The organism is Mesorhizobium sp., from assembly GCF_017306585.1.
Lineage (GTDB): Bacteria > Pseudomonadota > Alphaproteobacteria > Rhizobiales > Rhizobiaceae > Mesorhizobium.
Genome location: NZ_JAFKIC010000257.1, coordinates 1 through 15,662 on the forward strand (window position 1 = coordinate 1; position 15,662 = coordinate 15,662).

19 protein-coding genes are annotated in these 15,662 nt (G+C 64.8%); 11 read left to right on the forward strand and 8 right to left on the reverse strand.

Features of this window, described 5'->3' with window-relative positions; translation table 11 throughout:
• Positions 1-72 precede the first annotated feature (72 nt).
• Together zapE and J0I79_RS30515 are read right to left on the reverse strand one after the other, a co-directional pair.
• On the reverse strand, positions 73-1,266 hold the full coding sequence (zapE, locus tag J0I79_RS30510; protein WP_292868338.1) for a cell division protein ZapE: 1,194 nt from the start codon (positions 1,264-1,266) through the stop codon (positions 73-75).
• Between the two features lie 80 nt (positions 1,267-1,346).
• Positions 1,347-1,886: an AprI/Inh family metalloprotease inhibitor gene (locus J0I79_RS30515; RefSeq protein WP_292868341.1), complete on the reverse strand. Its 540-nt coding sequence runs from the start codon at positions 1,884-1,886 to the stop codon at positions 1,347-1,349.
• A gap of 276 nt (positions 1,887-2,162) precedes the next feature.
• Between J0I79_RS30515 and J0I79_RS30520 the strand changes: the two genes are divergently transcribed.
• From J0I79_RS30520 to J0I79_RS30565, 10 genes are all read left to right on the forward strand, one after another.
• Complete coding sequence (locus J0I79_RS30520; RefSeq protein ID WP_292868344.1) at positions 2,163-3,182, forward strand: MBL fold metallo-hydrolase; 1,020 nt, start codon at positions 2,163-2,165, stop codon at positions 3,180-3,182.
• Positions 3,183-3,246: 64 nt separating this feature from the next.
• Positions 3,247-3,813 (forward strand): hypothetical protein, encoded by a 567-nt coding sequence (locus tag J0I79_RS30525; protein WP_292868346.1) that lies wholly within the window; start codon positions 3,247-3,249, stop codon positions 3,811-3,813.
• 96 nt (positions 3,814-3,909) lie between these two features.
• Positions 3,910-4,071 (forward strand): DUF1328 family protein, encoded by a 162-nt coding sequence (locus tag J0I79_RS30530; RefSeq protein ID WP_023683859.1) that lies wholly within the window; start codon positions 3,910-3,912, stop codon positions 4,069-4,071.
• Between the two features lie 144 nt (positions 4,072-4,215).
• Positions 4,216-4,653 (forward strand): VOC family protein, encoded by a 438-nt coding sequence (locus J0I79_RS30535; RefSeq protein ID WP_292868349.1) that lies wholly within the window; start codon positions 4,216-4,218, stop codon positions 4,651-4,653.
• Positions 4,654-4,751: 98 nt separating this feature from the next.
• Positions 4,752-5,636 carry a diaminopimelate epimerase gene (gene dapF, locus J0I79_RS30540; RefSeq protein WP_292868352.1) on the forward strand — a complete coding sequence of 295 codons (885 nt, stop codon included), beginning with the start codon at positions 4,752-4,754 and terminating at the stop codon, positions 5,634-5,636.
• Positions 5,636-6,934: a tRNA (N(6)-L-threonylcarbamoyladenosine(37)-C(2))-methylthiotransferase MtaB gene (mtaB, locus tag J0I79_RS30545; RefSeq protein ID WP_292868355.1), complete on the forward strand. Its 1,299-nt coding sequence runs from the start codon at positions 5,636-5,638 to the stop codon at positions 6,932-6,934. The genes dapF and mtaB overlap by 1 nt, the downstream gene beginning before the upstream one ends.
• A 12-nt stretch (positions 6,935-6,946) precedes the next feature.
• A complete protein-coding gene (ftsY, locus tag J0I79_RS30550; protein WP_292868358.1) occupies positions 6,947-8,878 on the forward strand; it encodes a signal recognition particle-docking protein FtsY in 1,932 nt (643 codons plus the stop codon).
• Between the two features lie 53 nt (positions 8,879-8,931).
• On the forward strand, positions 8,932-9,606 hold the full coding sequence (locus J0I79_RS30555; protein ID WP_292868361.1) for a septation protein A: 675 nt from the start codon (positions 8,932-8,934) through the stop codon (positions 9,604-9,606).
• Between the two features lie 68 nt (positions 9,607-9,674).
• Positions 9,675-10,295, forward strand: a complete 621-nt coding sequence (locus J0I79_RS30560; protein ID WP_292868364.1) for a pyridoxamine 5'-phosphate oxidase family protein — start codon at positions 9,675-9,677, stop codon at positions 10,293-10,295.
• 32 nt (positions 10,296-10,327) lie between these two features.
• The gene (locus tag J0I79_RS30565) at positions 10,328-10,861 is read left to right on the forward strand and encodes an NADPH-dependent FMN reductase (protein WP_292868367.1); all 534 of its coding nucleotides are present in this window, start codon (positions 10,328-10,330) and stop codon (positions 10,859-10,861) included.
• Positions 10,862-11,104: 243 nt separating this feature from the next.
• On the opposite strand, the gene J0I79_RS30570 is transcribed toward J0I79_RS30565, so the two are convergent.
• On the reverse strand, positions 11,105-11,314 hold the full coding sequence (locus tag J0I79_RS30570) for a 4-oxalocrotonate tautomerase family protein (RefSeq protein ID WP_292868369.1): 210 nt from the start codon (positions 11,312-11,314) through the stop codon (positions 11,105-11,107).
• A 162-nt stretch (positions 11,315-11,476) separates the two neighbouring features.
• Positions 11,477-12,397, reverse strand: coding sequence for an SMP-30/gluconolactonase/LRE family protein (locus J0I79_RS30575; protein WP_292868371.1), 921 nt, complete (start codon positions 12,395-12,397; stop codon positions 11,477-11,479).
• 100 nt (positions 12,398-12,497) lie between these two features.
• Here J0I79_RS30575 and J0I79_RS30580 point away from each other — a divergent pair, with 100 nt between their 5' ends.
• Positions 12,498-12,833 carry a hypothetical protein gene (locus J0I79_RS30580; RefSeq protein ID WP_292868373.1) on the forward strand — a complete coding sequence of 112 codons (336 nt, stop codon included), beginning with the start codon at positions 12,498-12,500 and terminating at the stop codon, positions 12,831-12,833.
• 168 nt (positions 12,834-13,001) lie between these two features.
• On the opposite strand, the gene J0I79_RS30585 is transcribed toward J0I79_RS30580, so the two are convergent.
• From J0I79_RS30585 to ccmA, 4 genes are all read right to left on the reverse strand, one after another.
• A complete protein-coding gene (locus J0I79_RS30585; protein ID WP_292868375.1) occupies positions 13,002-13,601 on the reverse strand; it encodes a DsbE family thiol:disulfide interchange protein in 600 nt (199 codons plus the stop codon).
• Positions 13,598-13,771, reverse strand: coding sequence for a heme exporter protein CcmD (gene ccmD, locus J0I79_RS30590; protein WP_292868377.1), 174 nt, complete (start codon positions 13,769-13,771; stop codon positions 13,598-13,600). Before ccmD ends, J0I79_RS30585 begins: the two co-directional genes overlap by 4 nt.
• 123 nt (positions 13,772-13,894) lie before the next feature.
• A complete protein-coding gene (gene ccmB / locus J0I79_RS30595) occupies positions 13,895-14,560 on the reverse strand; it encodes a heme exporter protein CcmB (RefSeq protein WP_292868379.1) in 666 nt (221 codons plus the stop codon).
• A 193-nt stretch (positions 14,561-14,753) separates the two neighbouring features.
• Positions 14,754-15,356, reverse strand: coding sequence for a heme ABC exporter ATP-binding protein CcmA (gene ccmA / locus J0I79_RS30600; protein WP_292868381.1), 603 nt, complete (start codon positions 15,354-15,356; stop codon positions 14,754-14,756).
• Positions 15,357-15,662: the final 306 nt, after the last annotated feature.

Here is a 15,662-nt window from a genome sequence, read left to right on the forward strand (position 1 = left end):
GTCCCCTTCGCAAGAATCCATATGCGATTGCCCTGCTGCGTTCGGGAGGACAGAGGGAGGCGCGAAGGAACGCTACGCCTGCTGAGCCTCCGATGAGGCCTTCCCCTTCCGCCGTTCCGCCCAGTCCTCCAGCCAGTCGCGGCTCTGCATCTCGATCAGGCGCGACGCGGTGCGCTCGAACTCGAACACCTCGACGCCGCGCTTGGCCACATAAAGATCCTGCGGCGCGGCCTCGGCGCTCGCCACCAGCCGCGCGTGATGGTCGTAAAGCGTGTCGATCAGCAGGATGAAGCGCTTGGCCTCGTTGCGCCGGCCTTCGCCGAGCACGGGGATATGATCGATGAAGATGGTCGAGAAGCGGCCTGCGATGGCCAGGAAATCGCGCGCGCCGAGCGGCTTTTCGCAGAGATCGGCGAAGGAGAACCGCGCGGCGTCCCCGGCGGCGGCCGGCACGATGACCTGCCGTCCCTTCAGCGCCAGCGATGTCGCGGCGATCGGCGCGCCCTGCGTCATCGCCTTCCAAGCCTCGTCGAGCGCCCGATCGGCGGCGGCATCGGCTGGCGTGACATAGACCGGCGTACGCGCCAGCTTCTCCAGCCGGTAATCCTTGTCGCTGTCCAGCGACAGCACCTGGGCGTGGCGTTCCAATATGGCGATGAAAGGCAGGAAGAGCTGCCGGTTGAGCCCGTCACGATAGAGGTTTTCCGGCGCCACATTGGAGGTTGCGACCAGCACCACGCCATTGGCGAACAGTGCGGAAAACAGCCGCGACAGGATCATGGCGTCGGCAATGTCGGTGACCGAGAATTCGTCGAAACACAGCACCCAGGCCTGCTCGGCCAGCGCCTTGGCGACCGGCGGGATCGGATCGTCCTCCCTGACCGTGCCCTCCTTGCGCGCCTGCCGGTGCTTCTGGATGCGGTCCTGCACCTCGGCCATGAAATCGTTGAAATGAACGCGGCGCTTGCGCCGGACCGGCAGCAGCTCGAAGAACATGTCCATCAGCATGGTCTTGCCGCGGCCGACGCCGCCATGGACGTAGAGGCCCCTGACCGTTTCATGGGTTTCGCGCTTGCGGGCAAACAGCCAGCCCAATGCGCTGGACTTGTGCGCGAGCCGCTTGGCCGAAATCTCCACCGTCAACCGGTCGAGCGCCGCAGCGATCGCCTCCTGCGCCGGGTCGCGTTCGATCGCGCCTGATGACACCAGATGGTCGTAGCGTTGCCTGACGGTCGCATGGGTCTGGAGGCCGTCACGCAGATGCATCGGTCACGTCATTTGTCTTAGGTCATGCCGCACGTCCGGCCGGAACAAAGCCCGGCGAGACGCAGCAGGGAAGATCGCGCTTATCTTGTAAGCGAGATGGGCTGCCCGTTGGAAGTCTGGCCGTCGAATTTCGAGCCGCCCGAGGAATAGAGCCGCGCCAGCGAGCCGCCATTGTCGTCATAGAGCGTCAGCTGCTTGCCGGCGACGTTCCACGACTTGATGCCGTCGATCGGTGCCGGGCAGTGCAACGGCCCGGCGCGGAAGCCGGCGCCGAATTTGGTCTGCGGCGTCGCGATCTTGCAGCTCTGGCCCGAGACGCTGACGTTCCACACGCCGGCGACGCTGGCCGCGCTGAGATCCGCGGCGCCGGCGGGCGCTCCACCGTCCGGCGGCAGCGAGGCGACCTGCGTGTTGGCGGGCGCCGTCGGGAACTGCGACGGGTCGGTGGTGCCGGGCGATGCCGGAGGCGGCAACTGATTCGAGGTCACCTGGCCGGCGGGGGCCGGCTGCAGCGGCGCGGGCTGCTGATCGTCCATGGACGAGAACCGCGAGGTCGAGCAGCCGCTTGCAAAAAGCGCCGCCAGCGATACGGCCACAAGGCCGCTTTTCGTAAAAGTCATTCCAACCTCCGTCGGATCCGGCTGGGGGGAAGCCGTCCGCGCAATCTCACCTCCACCAAGATGGAGAAGGTGGCGAAATTTCAACCTGATATGGTTAAAATAGGGTTTGCGGCAATATTTGTTGCAAATTTATCGCAATCCCGATCGGCCGCATTCGCCTTCTCGTCCGTCGTAGCGATGAGCCAAACCGAAATCACATGCCCATGCAGCGCCAGATGTTTGCGTCAGCCGGCATTGAGCCTATCTCTAAAGGCCGAAACCGCCGGAGCGCACATCTTGGCCGCAGGAAAGAAAGCCGCCAACCGCTATTACAGCGGCCCGCCCAGCGATCACTTCGACGGAACCCTGTTCTTCAATCCCGGCGGCCGGATGCCCGGTCGCTTCATGGACCTGCTGCGGTGGCAGTTCAACGGCCAACGCTCGAAATGGCCCGCCGCCAGCCCGAGCCCTTTCGCGCAGGCAAGGCCAGCCGCGAAGGTCGAGGGTTCTAGCCTGACGGTGACGATGGTCGGCCATGCCAGCCTGCTGGTCCAGACCGCCGGGCTGAACATCCTAACCGACCCAGTGTGGTCGCAGCGCGCCTCGCCGTTCTCCTTCGCCGGGCCAAGGCGCGTCAACGCGCCGGGCATTGCCTTCGCCGACCTGCCGCCGATCGACCTCGTACTGGTCAGCCACAATCATTACGACCATCTCGATATCGCTACGTTGAAGCAATTGAAGGCGGTCCACGACCCGCTTGTCGTCACCCCGCTCGGCAACGACGCCATCATCGCCGCCGCCATTCCCGGCATGCGGCTGTCGGCGCATGACTGGGGCGACAGGGTCGACCGTGACGGTGTCGCCATCCATGTCGAGCCGGCGCATCACTGGTCGGCGCGCGGCGGCCGCGACCGGCGCATGGCGCTGTGGGCCGGCTTCATCATCGAGACGCCGGGCACCAAGATCTATTTCGCCGGCGACACCGGCTTCCACGACGGCATCAACTACCGGCTGATGGCGGAAAAGCATGGCGGTTTCCGCCTCGCCATCCTGCCGATCGGCGCCTACGAACCGCGCTGGTTCATGGCGCCGCAGCACCAGAACCCGCGGGAAGCGGTGCAGGGCATGAAACTCAGCAACACGGCCTTCGCCGCCGGTTGCCACTGGGGCACGTTCCAGCTCACGGATGAGCCCATCGACGAGCCGGCGCGCAAGCTGGCCGAGGCGCTTGTAGCCGAGGACATCCCGGGAAACCGTTTCCGCGCCATGCGCCCCGGGGAGGCATGGGATGTGCCTGACATCACCGCGTCGCGATAAGCCGGCAGTTTACCCTGCGGGCTTTTTCGACCACGATGCACGCACCACAATGCTGGAGAGACAGATGAAATCCTTCGCCCTGACCCTGGCGGCGCTGATGATCGCGGGCTCCGCCGCCTATGCCGGTGAAATCGCCGACAAGGCCGCCGAGGCTGAGAAGGCACTGCAGTCTGGCGACGCACCAGGCGCCCTGGAAAAATTTCGCGGCGCCGAGGAGGCGCTGTGGAAGGCGATGCCGCTCGCCGTGATGAATGTGAAGCAGGTCGATTCGGCCGGCGGCTTCGGCATCTACACCGAGCGCGCCAACCATATCTACAAGCCCGGCGAGAAGGTCGTCCTCTATATGGAACCGGTGGGCTATGGTTACGGCTCGGACGGCCTCGGCAACAGCCAGATCGCGCTTTCCGTCGACCTCACCGTGCTGTCCGAAGCGGGTGAAAAGCTCGGCACCTTCGAGAAGATCGGCGCCGTTCAGGTCGCGTCGCGCTCGCACAACCGCGAATTGTTCTTCAAGCTGGACCTGTCGCTCGACGGCTTGCCGCCCGGCAAATACCGCTGCGATTTCCTCATGCACGATCAGAATTCCGCCAAGACCGCGCCTTTCAGCACCGACATCGAGATCGCCGGGTAACTGAGCCTGACAAACGTCTCGCATGGCCAGCGGAACCCCAGCGCGGCAGCCGCGTTTTGATCCGGTTTCAAACTGTCGGCTTGCGAGGCATTTCCCATGATCAAATGGATCATCATCCTTCTCATCGTCGCTGCCGCCGCGAGCCTGCTCGGCATGCCGGCCCTGGCGGGCGCAGCGGCGACCGGCGCGCGCGTGCTGATCGGCATCGTGCTTGTCATCTTCCTGCTGATCGTACTTGGGGTCTTTGCGGTAACCTGAGCCTGGCGTCCGGTCGAAGGCGCGGCTCCCGTCGCCGCATAAGCGGTTGAAGGGGTGGCGGTCCGCAGCGGTCCGTGATCCAACCTTCCGCTGTGGGCCGGCAATGGGCCACGGCAGGATGGCTGATATCTTTGGAGAGGAATCATGGCGCTCAAGCGGATGGACAATATGGGAATCGTCGTCGAGGACCTCGGAGCGACGATAGATTTCTTCCTCGAACTCGGCCTTGAGCTCGAGGGGCGCGCCACGATCGAGGGAGAATGGGCTGGGCAGGTCACCGGCCTGGGCGACCAACATGTCGAGATCGCCATGATGCGTACGCCGGATGGCCACAGCCGGCTGGAGCTCTCCCGCTTCCTCAGGCCGGCTGTCGTGGCGGACCACCGGAACGCTCCGGTCAATGCCCTGGGCTATCTCCGCGCCATGTTCACCGTGGACGACATCGACGACACGCTCGAAAGGCTCCGCGCCCGTGACGCGCAACTGGTGGGCGACGTGGTCCAGTACAAGGACATGTACCGGCTCTGCTACATCAGGGGACCTGAAGGGCTGCTCATCGGGCTCGCCCAGGAACTTGGCTGAGCAGCTCGGTTCAGCAACCGGGCTGAGCCGATGCCGGACTGGTAATTCGCGCCCGTTTCCGCCATATAGCGCCAAACGGACAGGAATTCGCGTAGCAAATGGCAGGCACTGCCCCCTTCGCCAAGATGAATGGCATCGGCAACGAGATCATCGTCGCCGACATGCGCGGCCGTGCCGACAAGGTGACGGCGACGGCTGCGATCGCGCTGAACGCCGACGCCGCGACCCGCTTCGACCAGATCATGGCGATCCATGACGCCAGGACGCCGGGCACCGCCTATTATGTCGACATCCTGAATTCCGACGGCTCGGGCGCCCAGGCCTGCGGCAACGGCATGCGCTGCGTGGTGCAGGCGCTCGCCGCCGAGACCGGTGAGAAGACCTTCACCTTCGAAACCCGCGCCGGCATCCTCAACGCCAGGGAACATGCCGACGGCCTGATCTCGGTCGACATGGGCAAGCCGCGTTTCGGCTGGCAGGAAATTCCGCTGGCCGAGGAATTCCGCGACACCCGCATGATCGAACTGCAGATCGGCCCGATCGACGCGCCGGTGCTGCATTCCCCCTCGGCCGTGTCGATGGGCAACCCCCATGCCATCTTCTGGGTCGATAACGACGTCTGGTCATACGAACTCGAACGCTTCGGCCCGCTGCTCGAAAACCACCCGATCTTCCCCGAGCGCGCCAACATCACGATCGCGCAGGTGACTTCGCCCGAGACCATGATCATCCGCACCTGGGAACGCGGCGCCGGCCTGACCAAGGCCTGCGGTTCCGCCGCTTGCGCGGCGGTGGTGGCTGCCGCCCGCACCAGGCGCACCGGCCGCGCCGTCAGCCTCCTGACCCCCGGCGGCGGCACGCTGCATGTCGAATGGCGCGACGATGACCACGTCATCCTGACCGGCGCCGCCGAATGGGAATTTTCCGGCAGCTTCGATCCCTCGACCGGCGCCTGGGCCCGCGACACCGAAAGCGCGGCCTGATGCCGGCTCTTCAAAAAGGCGTCGACGTCGTCACATTCGGCTGCCGCCTCAACACCTATGAATCCGAGGTCATGCGCCGCGAGGCCGAAAGTGCCGGCCTTGGCGCGCTGGCCGGCGGCGCGGTGATCTTCAACACCTGCGCCGTCACCGGCGAGGCCGTGCGCCAGGCCAAGCAGGCGATCCGCAAGGCGCGCCGCGAAAACCCGCAAGCGCGCATCATCGTCACCGGCTGCGCCGCCCAGACCGCGCCGCAGGATTTCACTGCCATGGACGAGGTCGACCTCGTGCTGGGCAACGAGGAAAAGCTCAAGGCGCATTCCTACCGCGCGCTGCCGGATTTCGGCGTCAACGACACCGAAAAGGCGCGCGTCAACGACATCTTCTCGGTGCGCGAGACCGCCTCGCACATGGTCGACGCCATCGAAGGCCGGGCCCGCGCCTTCGTCCAGGTGCAGAATGGCTGCGACCATCGCTGCACCTTCTGCATCATTCCCTATGGCCGCGGCAATTCGCGCTCGGTGCCGATGGGCGCCGTGGTCGAGCAGGTCAAGCGGCTGGCCGGAAACGGCTACGCCGAGATCGTGCTGACCGGCGTCGACATGACATCCTTCGGCGCCGACCTGCCGGGCGCGCCCAAGCTCGGCAAGTTGGTCAAGACCATTCTGAAACAAGTGCCCGACGTGAAGCGGCTCAGGCTGTCCTCGATCGATTCCATCGAGGCCGATGACGACCTGCTCGACGCTATCGCCACCGAGCCGAGGCTGATGCCGCATCTTCATCTGTCGCTGCAGGCGGGCGACGACATGATCCTGAAACGCATGAAGCGCAGGCATCTGCGCGACCAGTCGATCCGCTTCTGCGAGGATGTCCGCAAGCTGCGCGCCGACATCGTCTTCGGCGCCGACATCATCGCCGGCTTTCCGACCGAAACCGAGGAGATGTTCGAGAATTCGCTGAAGATCGTCGGGGAATGCGGCCTGACGCATCTGCACGTCTTCCCGTTTTCGCCACGCGAAGGCACGCCCGCCGCGCGCATGCCGCAGGTGCGCCGTGAAGTGGTCAAGCAGCGCGCGGCAAGGCTGCGCGCCGCCGGCGAGACCGCCTATGGCAACCATCTGTCGTCGCTTGCCGGCACGCGTCAGTCGATCCTCATCGAGCGCGATGGCCTTGGCCGCACCGAGGGGTTCACGCTCGCCGCGCTCGGCTTCGGCGCGCCGGGCGAGATCGTCGAGGCCACCATATCGGGCCATGACGGCGCGCGCCTGATCGCGACCCCCCTTGCCGCCCGCGCCGCCTGAGAAACGCAAAGCATGGCTGGTTTTTTCAAGAAGATATTTTCGTTCGGCAAGAAGGAGGTTGTCGAGGAGCGGATCGACGAGACCGCCCCGCTGCCGCCGATCAAATGGGACCAGCTCGACGCGCTGAAGCCGGCTGCCGAGCAGGTCGTTCCGGAATTCCTGAAACGCGACGAACCGAAGGCGGACGTACCCCCAGCACCTGCCGAGCCGCCTCGGCCGGAGCCGGCGCCCGTCGAGGAACCGACACCGGAGCCTACTCCAACCGTCCCGCCAACACCGGCCGCGGTTCCATCCAGGCCCGAGATCCAGCCCGAGCCTGCCCCATTCGAGGAACCGCGGCCGGCCGAGCCCACCCCAGAGCCGCCGGCGCCTGAAGTACCCGACGAAGAGCCGGCGCCACAGAGGGCGCCTGAGGTGCCGGTCGTGCCGGAGCGCGTTCCGGAACCCGCGCCACGGGAAATCCCGGCACCTGTACAGCCCGAGATCGTTCCGGACGTGCCGGACAGACAACCGGAGCCAGCGCCTGTCGAAGTGCCGGTGCCGATTGAGGCTCCGCCAGCAATTCCATCCGCGAGACTTCCTTCGGAGGTCAGCTCCGCCCCTCATCCGCCTGCCGGCACCTCCTCCCCGTTTAGGGACGGGGAGAAGGGCGCTGATCGTGATGCCGGCACCCCTCTTTCCGACGTAGAAGAAAAAGCCTCAACGCTGATGCCCCCTTCTCCCCGTCCTTCACGGGGAGAGGGTAAGGGTGCGGGGCAGCGCGGACTTGCGCAGGATTTGGCATCCTCCGTTCAAACCGCGCCAGCGATTGCGGCCCCCGAGGCACCGGCAGAGGAAATCCTGCCCCCCCTTCGCCAGCCTTCTCCGGTCGAATCGCTGCCCATCATCGCCGAGATCGCGCCCGAGCCGCAGCCCGTCCCGCAACCGGTTCCAACGCCGGAGCCCAAGCCGGCGCCCGGCAAGGTGACCGTAACCAAGAAGGTCGAACAGAAAGCCGAACCGGCGGAAGCGCCGGAACCGGCGCCCAGGCGGTCCTGGTTCCAGCGCATGCGCGACGGGCTTGCCCGCTCCTCGCGCGAGTTGACCGGCAGCATTGCCGGCGTCTTCACCAAGCGCAAGCTGGACGAGGAGACGCTGCAGGACCTGGAGGACGTGCTGATCCGCGCCGATCTCGGCGTGGAAACGGCGCTGCGCGTCACCGATTCTCTGGCCTCCAGCCGCTACGGCAAGGATGTCTCCGACACCGAAGTGCGTGCCGTGATGGCGGCCGAGGTCGAGAAGGTGCTGGCGCCGGTCGCCAGGCCGCTCGAGCTCGACCTGTCGCACAAGCCGCATGTCATCCTGGTGGTCGGCGTCAACGGCACCGGCAAGACCACCACCATCGGCAAGCTCGCCGCCAAGCTCACCGATGGCGGCCTGAAGGTGATGCTGGCCGCCGGCGACACATTCCGCGCCGCCGCCATCGAGCAGCTGAAGATCTGGGGCGAGCGCACGAAATCGCCCGTCATCGCTTCCAAGCTCGGCGCCGATGCCGCCGGCCTTGCCTATGACGCCTTTGAAAAGGCGAAGGAGGCCGGTTCCGACGTTCTGATCATCGACACCGCCGGCCGGCTGCAGAACAAGACCGAGCTGATGGCCGAGCTGGAAAAGATCGTGCGCGTGCTGGGCAAGCTCGATCCAGAGGCGCCGCACACCGTGCTGCAGACGGTCGACGCCACCACCGGCCAGAACGCGCTGAACCAGGTCGAGATCTTCCGCAATTTCGCCGGCGTCAACGGCCTTGTCATGACCAAGCTGGACGGCACGGCGCGCGGCGGTATTCTGGTGGCGATCGCGGCAAAGCACAAACTGCCGGTCTATTTCATCGGCGTCGGCGAACAGGTCGACGACCTCGAACCTTTCTCAGCGAGCGAATTCGCCAGGGCGATCGCTGGGGTGGCATAACGGCATGACGAAGGAAAGCGCTGGCTTTCCGGACCATGTGTAAGAAGGAAACCATGAACCCACCCATTCTCGAACGCGATCCGTCCGACCCGCAGAAAGAGAAGAAGGAAGGCATCAATCCCGTCCTCAAGCTGGTGCTGGAGCTGGGACCGTTGCTGGTCTTCTTCTTCGCCAATGCGCGCGGGGAGTGGCTGACGCAGAAATTTCCGGTGCTGGCCGAATTCGGCGGCCCGATCTTCGTCGCCACCGGCCTGTTCATGGCCGCCACCGCCGTCGCGCTGATCGCCTCATGGCTTCTGACCCGAACCTTGCCGATCATGCCGATGGTCTCGGGCGTCGTCGTCTTCATCTTCGGCGCGCTGACGCTCTATCTGCAGGACGATATCTTCATCAAGATGAAGCCGACCATCGTCAACACGCTGTTCGGCGGCGTGCTGCTGGGCGGCCTGTTCTTCGGCAAGTCGCTGCTCGGCTACGTCTTCGATTCCGCCTTCCGGCTCGATGCCGAGGGCTGGAAGAAGCTCACCTTCCGCTGGGGTCTGTTCTTCCTGTTCCTGGCCCTCGTCAACGAGGTGGTGTGGCGGAATTTTTCCACCGATGCCTGGGTTACCTTCAAGGTCTGGGGCATCATGCCGATCACGCTTCTGTTCACCTTCAGCCAGATGCCGCTGATCCTACGCCATTCGCTGGATGACAAGGCCAGCGGGGAAGAAAAGGCCGGTAAATAAAGCAATTCCAGGAAAAGTGTTAAGCGGTTTTCCGTCCGGAATTGCGCCAGTACAAACGGGGGAGAGCCATGGACTTCATCACCACGCGCGAGGAGTTGCGGACGATCTACAAGACGCCGCGCCCGACCGACGGTTCGATCCGCAAGGAGCTCAAGGCGCTCGACGCCCACTGCCGTTCCTTCATCGGCAAGAGCCCCTTCGTGCTGATCGGCTCCTCCGACGGCGAAGGCAATGCCGATGTGACGCCGCGTGGCGACCGGCCCGGCTTCGCCGCCATCCTCGACGAGCGGACGATCGCCATTCCCGACCGGCCCGGCAACAACCGGCTGGACACGCTGGAAAACATCATCCGCAATCCCTCGGTCGGGCTGCTGTTCCTGATCCCCGGCATGAACGAGACGCTGCGCGTCAACGGCGATGCCCGCATCACCGTCGACGCGACCTTGCGCGAACGCTTGTCCGTCGACGGCAGGGAGCCGCAAAGCGTCATCGTCGTCGCCGTCAAGGCGACCTACATGCACTGCGCCAAGGCCTTCATGCGCTCCGACCTGTGGAAACCGGAGAGCTGGTATGACCGCGCGACCCTGCCGACGCTCGGCCAGATCCTGCGCGACCAGCTGGCGCTGGCCGATTCCGCCGAGGCGACCGACCGCTGGCTGGACGGAGAGTACAAGCAGACGATGTGGTAACCTGATCCGGACACGATTCGTCCGGATTGCCCTTGCTCAACATCCTTGCCATCTCAGGCAGCCTGCGGGCAGCTTCCACCAACTCGGCTTTGGTCGCGGCGCTGGCGCGCAACACGCCCGAGGGCTGCCACGTCACCGTCTATGACGGGCTTGGACGTTTGCCGGTCTTCAATCCCGACGATGAAGGCGAGCGGACGCCGCAAGAAGCATCCGCGTTGATCGATACCGTGACGCGCGCCGACGGCGTCATCATCTCGTGCCCCGAATATGCCCATGGCGTGCCGGGCGGACTGAAGAACGCGCTCGACTGGCTGGTGTCGCGCGACGCCGCCGTCGGCAAACCGGCGATGCTGGCGCACGCCTCACCCCGCTCGTTGTTCGCCCGCGCCGCGCTGGCCGAGATCATGCGGACCATGTCGTTCGCGATGTATGAGGGTGGGCTGGAGATTGCGCTGTTGGGCAAGAAGCCGCCGGAGGTGGAAGCCATCCTGACAGAGCCCGCGAATGAGCTGGCGATGCATGATGCGCTCGTGACGTTTGCGGATTTCATCCGCGAGCAAACGTGATGTCGTCATCCTAGGGCGAAGCAAGGAGCGAAGCGACGCGCGCAGACCCTAGGATCCATGCCGCGACCTTTGCCGTAGAGTGCAGCGGTCCAGAAGGGCAGACTTTGGATACTACACGGAACCGCGCCGCAGACAGTATTGCACCGCCGCGACGCTCAAGAGTCCCGGCATGGATCCTAGGGTCTCCGCGACGTCGCTTCGCGACTGCTTCGCCCTAGGATGACGAAGGAAAAGGGCTTCGGACTACTTCTTCCCTCGCAGCGTCTCGACATCCGTCGCCCCGACATACCAGTCACGGGCGTTGACCTCCTCGAACACCACCCAGACATCGTCATTGCCGAGCCCTGTGGCGTCCATGATCGCCGAGGTCACTTTCCTGGCGATGTCAGCCTTCTTGCCGGCCGGATCGGCGGCGATCACTTCCTTGACGATGCGGATGTTGACGAATGGCATGGGGCGCTTCCCTTGAACTGTTTTGCTTGCCTGGATGGGACTGCCTGAAAACCCGCTCCGGCGGGTTGGATGACGGTGGCTCGGGCGGCCTTGTCGCGGCAGGCGCCGGAGCCAGGCGCAGCAGCGCCATCAAGGGTCGCCAGAGCAGGGTTTCCAGCAGGCTCAATAAGTCTTCGCCCCATTCACCATCAGCCGTACCGAATAGAGCGAGGTGGTGCCGGCGATGTAGAGGCAGTTCAGCTTGGCGCCGCCGAACACGCAATTGGCGGTCACCTCCGGCACCTTGATCTTGCCGATCAGCGTGCCATCCGGATCGTAGCAATGGATGCCGTCGGCGGCACTTGTCCAGATGCGCCCGTCAGCATCGAGCCGGAAGCCGTCGAACAATCCGGCGGTGCAGTCGGCGAATACCTTGCCGCCCGACACCTTCTTGCCGTGCTTGCCGATGTTGAACACACGGATGTGGGCCGGGTTCTGCGCGCCATGCGTGCGGCCCGTGTCGGCGACATAGAGCAGGCTCTCATCGGCCGAGAAGGCAAGGCCGTTCGGCCTCACCATATCGGTGATGACGGCTTCGATCTCGCCGCTGTCGGGATCGACCCGGTAGACGTAGCAGGCGCCGATCTCGCTCTCGGCCTTGTCGCCCTCATAATCGGTGTCGATGCCGTATGTCGGATCGGTGAACCAGATCGAGCCGTCGGACCTGACCACCACGTCGTTGGGCGAGTTCAGGCGCTTGCCCTTGTAGCTCGAAGCGATGGTGGTGATCGAGCCGTCATGCTCGGTGCGGCTGACACGACGGCCGCCATGCTCGCAGGTCACCAGCCGGCCCTGCCGGTCGACGGTGTTGCCGTTGGAATTTCCCGAAGGTTGCCGGAACACGCTGACGCTGCCGTCGGTCTCGTCGTAGCGCAGCATGCGATTGTTCGGAATATCAGACCACACGACATAACGCCCGGCGGCGAACCATGCCGGCCCTTCCGACCATCGGCATCCGGTGAACAGCTTTTCGACCTGCGCGTTGCCGTTGAACAGCCGCGCGAAGCGTGGGTCGAGAATCTCGTAATAGTCGGCGGCCGCCATGCATTTCCTCCCGGCATCAGCTGATGCCGGATCAAGCCAGCCCGCGACGGATATGGCAAGACGGGCCCTTCGCAATTTGTAAGACAAACCAGGTAGGCGCATGCCAACGCCTGTCTGGATTAGGACGGGATTAACCGGCTATGCGCTCAGCGCAATGGTGCATTGCAACATCTTCTTTTTGCAATGCACCATTCCTATGTCATGCTTCGTATCGATCAAGGGAGGAAGAACCGGCCGCGAAAATGCGGCGAGAGAAGGAACCCTTGCCATGATCTTCAACGATCTCATGACCCGCGCCCGCACCAGCATTGCCAAGCGCAAGCAGTACAACCGCCTTGTCGCCGAAATCGACAGCTTCTCCAGCCGCGACTTGGCCGACATGCGCGCCGACCGCTCGGAAATGCTCTACCAGATTCACAAGCAGATTTACGGCTGAGGGAATCCCCCTCACCCGGATCGCCAAGACCGAATTGCAAACGCAATTCGGGGCAATCCGACCTCTCCCCGAGGGGAGAGGAGGTGGCAGACGCTGGCGCTTTTCTCTTCTCCCCCACGGGGAGAAGGTGGCCGCGAAGCGGCCGGATGAGGGGGCTGGCGCCAGCGCCTAACCCGGAACCGCCAGCGCCTTTTCGATCTGCGGCAGCAACAGCGTCCGGGCCGATTCCGGCGTCAGCGGGCCGACATGCTTGTAGGCGATCTTGCCGTCCTTGCCGATGACGAAGGTTTCAGGCACCCCGTAGACGCCCCAGTCGATCGCCGTGCGGCCGGCTTCGTCGACACCGATCGCCTGGAACGGATTGCCGAGGTCGCCGAGGAAGCGGCGTGCGTTTTCCGGCCGGTCCTTGTAGTTCAGCGCCGCCATCACGAACCGCTTGTCCTGCGACAGCGCCAGCAGCACCGGATGCTCTTCGCGGCATGGCGCACACCAGGACGCGAAGACATTGACCAGCGTCACCTTGCCGGCGAAGGTTTTGGAATCGAGTCCCGGCAGGTTCGAGCCATCCAGCGCCGGCAGGCTGGTCTGTGGCGCCGGCAGCCCGATCAGGGCCGAAGGCACTTCAGAGACATCGCGTCCCGACAGCAGCTGCGACAGGAACAGGCCGGCAAGGCCGAGAAAGACCAGCAACGGCAAAAATACGAACAGGCGACGACGAGCTGGCGTCGGCGTTTCGGTATCGCTGCCCGTTTCGGTTTCGCTGCTCATGGCTTCGCCGTCCCGGCCTTGTCGGAACGCCGCCGCACGCCGGCCGCTTCCAGCTCGGCGAGTTCGCGCTTGCGCGCCCGCTGGTCGAGCAGGATCCAGCCGATCAGCCCGGCCAGCACGACCGCCGTGATGCCATAGGCGGCGGTTACGTAGAGGGCATGCGCGCTCATGCCGGCTGCCCGGTTGCCGCGTCCACTTCCAGCGCTATCCTTCCGCCTCGTTCGATCATGCTTTCCCTTAACCGCGCGTCGGCGGCTTCGCAATTGGCCGCCGCGCCGCAGCCTTCCAGCATATCAATCCGACCCATGGCGCAGGGCCAGCGCCGCCGCAACCGGACCCACAACGGCAAGAAACAGTGTCAGCGCGGCAAGAATGAGGAAAGGCTGCAGAAACGGCGCCGGATCGCCCGACGCGCCATAGCTCGCCGAAACGCCGAAGATCAGCACCGGAATGGTCAGCGGCAGAACCAGCACCGAAATCAGGAGCCCGCCGCGCGGCAGCGCCACCGCCACGGCCGCGCCCGCCGCGCCGATGAAGGTGATGGCCGGCGTGCCAACCAGCAGCGTCAGCGCCGTGGCGCCGATGCCAAGCGGTTCCATATTCATGAACAGGCCGAGCAGGGGCGCGGCGATGACCAGCGGCAGCACGCTGCCCGCCCAATGCGCCAGGCATTTCACCAGCACCGTCAGCGCCAGCATGTGGCGGTCGTTGCCGAGCACCAGAAGATCGAGTGAACCGTCCTCGCGGTCAGCCTGGAACAGCCGGTCGAGCCCGAGCAGGCAGGCAAGCAGCGCCCCGATCCAAAGGATCGCCGGGCCGATGCGGGCCAGCAGCTTCAGGTCCGGTCCCACGCCGAAGGGGATCGTGGCGATGACGGCCAGGAAGAAGATGACGCCGGTCAACGCGCCGCCGCCGGCACGGATCGAGAGACGGATGTCGCGGAGGAGGAGGGCTAGCATGATGAGAGACACCTGCGCCCAGGCCCCCCTCTCTGCCCTGCCGGGCATCTCCCCCTCAAGGGGGGAGATTGGATGTCATCTCCGCCTTCGCCAATTTCCGGCGTTGCAAGATCTGCGGGGCGCCGAAACTGCCGATCTCCCCCCTTGAGGGGGAGATGCCCGGCAGGGCAGAGAGGGGGGCTTGGCACCGGCATCAATCCCCCATCCTCAACGCCTTCGCCCCATCCAAACCCAGCGGCAGATGCGTCGCCGCGACAATCATCCCACCCCCGGCACAATGCTCACGCATCAATCCCGCGAACCTCTCCTCCGAAGCCTTGTCCAGTCCCGCCGTCGGTTCATCGAGCAGCCAGACCGGCCGATGGCTGACCAGGAGCTTTGCGATCGCGGCCCGCCGCCGCTGCCCGGTCGAGAGATAGCCGAACGGCAGATGGCCGATGCCGCCGAGCCCGACCGTCTCCAGCGCCTCGTCGACACCAAGACGCGCCTCGCCGTTGAAATCACGCCAGAAGCGCAGATTCTCCGTGACGCTCAGCGCCGTCTTCATCGCGTTCTGATGGCCGAGATAGTGGCAGGCCGAGGCAATCGAGGGAAACGCGTCGCCCCCGCCTTCGAGCAGCAGCCGGCCCTGAGCCTTCGGCAGCAGGCCGGCGATCACCCTGAGCAAGGTTGATTTGCCGGATCCGTTCGGCCCGGTCACGACCAGCGCCTCGCCCTTGCCCAGCGCAAAGTCGACCCCGGAGAAAACCGCCTCGCCGCCGCGTTCGCCGCCCAGATTTTCGGCGATAAGCCGCATCCCTCGCCTGCCCTGAAAACAATGTTTCGCGAGCGCTTCCGCATCGCACAAATTTGCTCGCCAACTGTCTAGAACTATTCCAGGAAATTCTCTATATGCGGTGCATCCGTGCCAGCGGTCGGCGCGGGAACAGTATTTGCGCCGAACCAGCGCACGCGCCGCCTTGAACGGCTCGGGTTGCTTGGGAGCGGACAGCGGAAATGGCCGTACCCGCACCTTTGCGCGTGATTGCATGCCATCGGCGTCCGTTCCCTTTCAGGCTGAACAGACAAGGACGGATCGCACGTGTCAAAATCCCTCGACAGT

Bases quoted from the DNA above. Each gene is read 5' to 3' on its own strand.
- zapE (WP_292868338.1), bottom strand. From the start codon at position 1,266: ATGCATCTGCGTGACGGCCTCCAGACCCATGCGACCGTCAGGCAACGC.
- J0I79_RS30515 (WP_292868341.1), bottom strand. From the start codon at position 1,886: ATGACTTTTACGAAAAGCGGCCTTGTGGCCGTATCGCTGGCGGCGCTT.
- J0I79_RS30525 (WP_292868346.1), top strand. From the start codon at position 3,247: ATGAAATCCTTCGCCCTGACCCTGGCGGCGCTGATGATCGCGGGCTCC.
- J0I79_RS30530 (WP_023683859.1), top strand. From the start codon at position 3,910: ATGATCAAATGGATCATCATCCTTCTCATCGTCGCTGCCGCCGCGAGC.
- J0I79_RS30535 (WP_292868349.1), top strand. From the start codon at position 4,216: ATGGCGCTCAAGCGGATGGACAATATGGGAATCGTCGTCGAGGACCTC.
- dapF (WP_292868352.1), top strand. From the start codon at position 4,752: ATGGCAGGCACTGCCCCCTTCGCCAAGATGAATGGCATCGGCAACGAG.
- mtaB (WP_292868355.1), top strand. From the start codon at position 5,636: ATGCCGGCTCTTCAAAAAGGCGTCGACGTCGTCACATTCGGCTGCCGC.
- ftsY (WP_292868358.1), top strand. From the start codon at position 6,947: ATGGCTGGTTTTTTCAAGAAGATATTTTCGTTCGGCAAGAAGGAGGTT.
- J0I79_RS30555 (WP_292868361.1), top strand. From the start codon at position 8,932: ATGAACCCACCCATTCTCGAACGCGATCCGTCCGACCCGCAGAAAGAG.
- J0I79_RS30560 (WP_292868364.1), top strand. From the start codon at position 9,675: ATGGACTTCATCACCACGCGCGAGGAGTTGCGGACGATCTACAAGACG.
- J0I79_RS30570 (WP_292868369.1), bottom strand. From the start codon at position 11,314: ATGCCATTCGTCAACATCCGCATCGTCAAGGAAGTGATCGCCGCCGAT.
- J0I79_RS30575 (WP_292868371.1), bottom strand. From the start codon at position 12,397: ATGGCGGCCGCCGACTATTACGAGATTCTCGACCCACGCTTCGCGCGG.
- J0I79_RS30580 (WP_292868373.1), top strand. From the start codon at position 12,498: ATGCCAACGCCTGTCTGGATTAGGACGGGATTAACCGGCTATGCGCTC.
- J0I79_RS30585 (WP_292868375.1), bottom strand. From the start codon at position 13,601: ATGAGCAGCGAAACCGAAACGGGCAGCGATACCGAAACGCCGACGCCA.
- ccmD (WP_292868377.1), bottom strand. From the start codon at position 13,771: ATGAGCGCGCATGCCCTCTACGTAACCGCCGCCTATGGCATCACGGCG.
- ccmB (WP_292868379.1), bottom strand. From the start codon at position 14,560: ATGCTAGCCCTCCTCCTCCGCGACATCCGTCTCTCGATCCGTGCCGGC.
- ccmA (WP_292868381.1), bottom strand. From the start codon at position 15,356: ATGCGGCTTATCGCCGAAAATCTGGGCGGCGAACGCGGCGGCGAGGCG.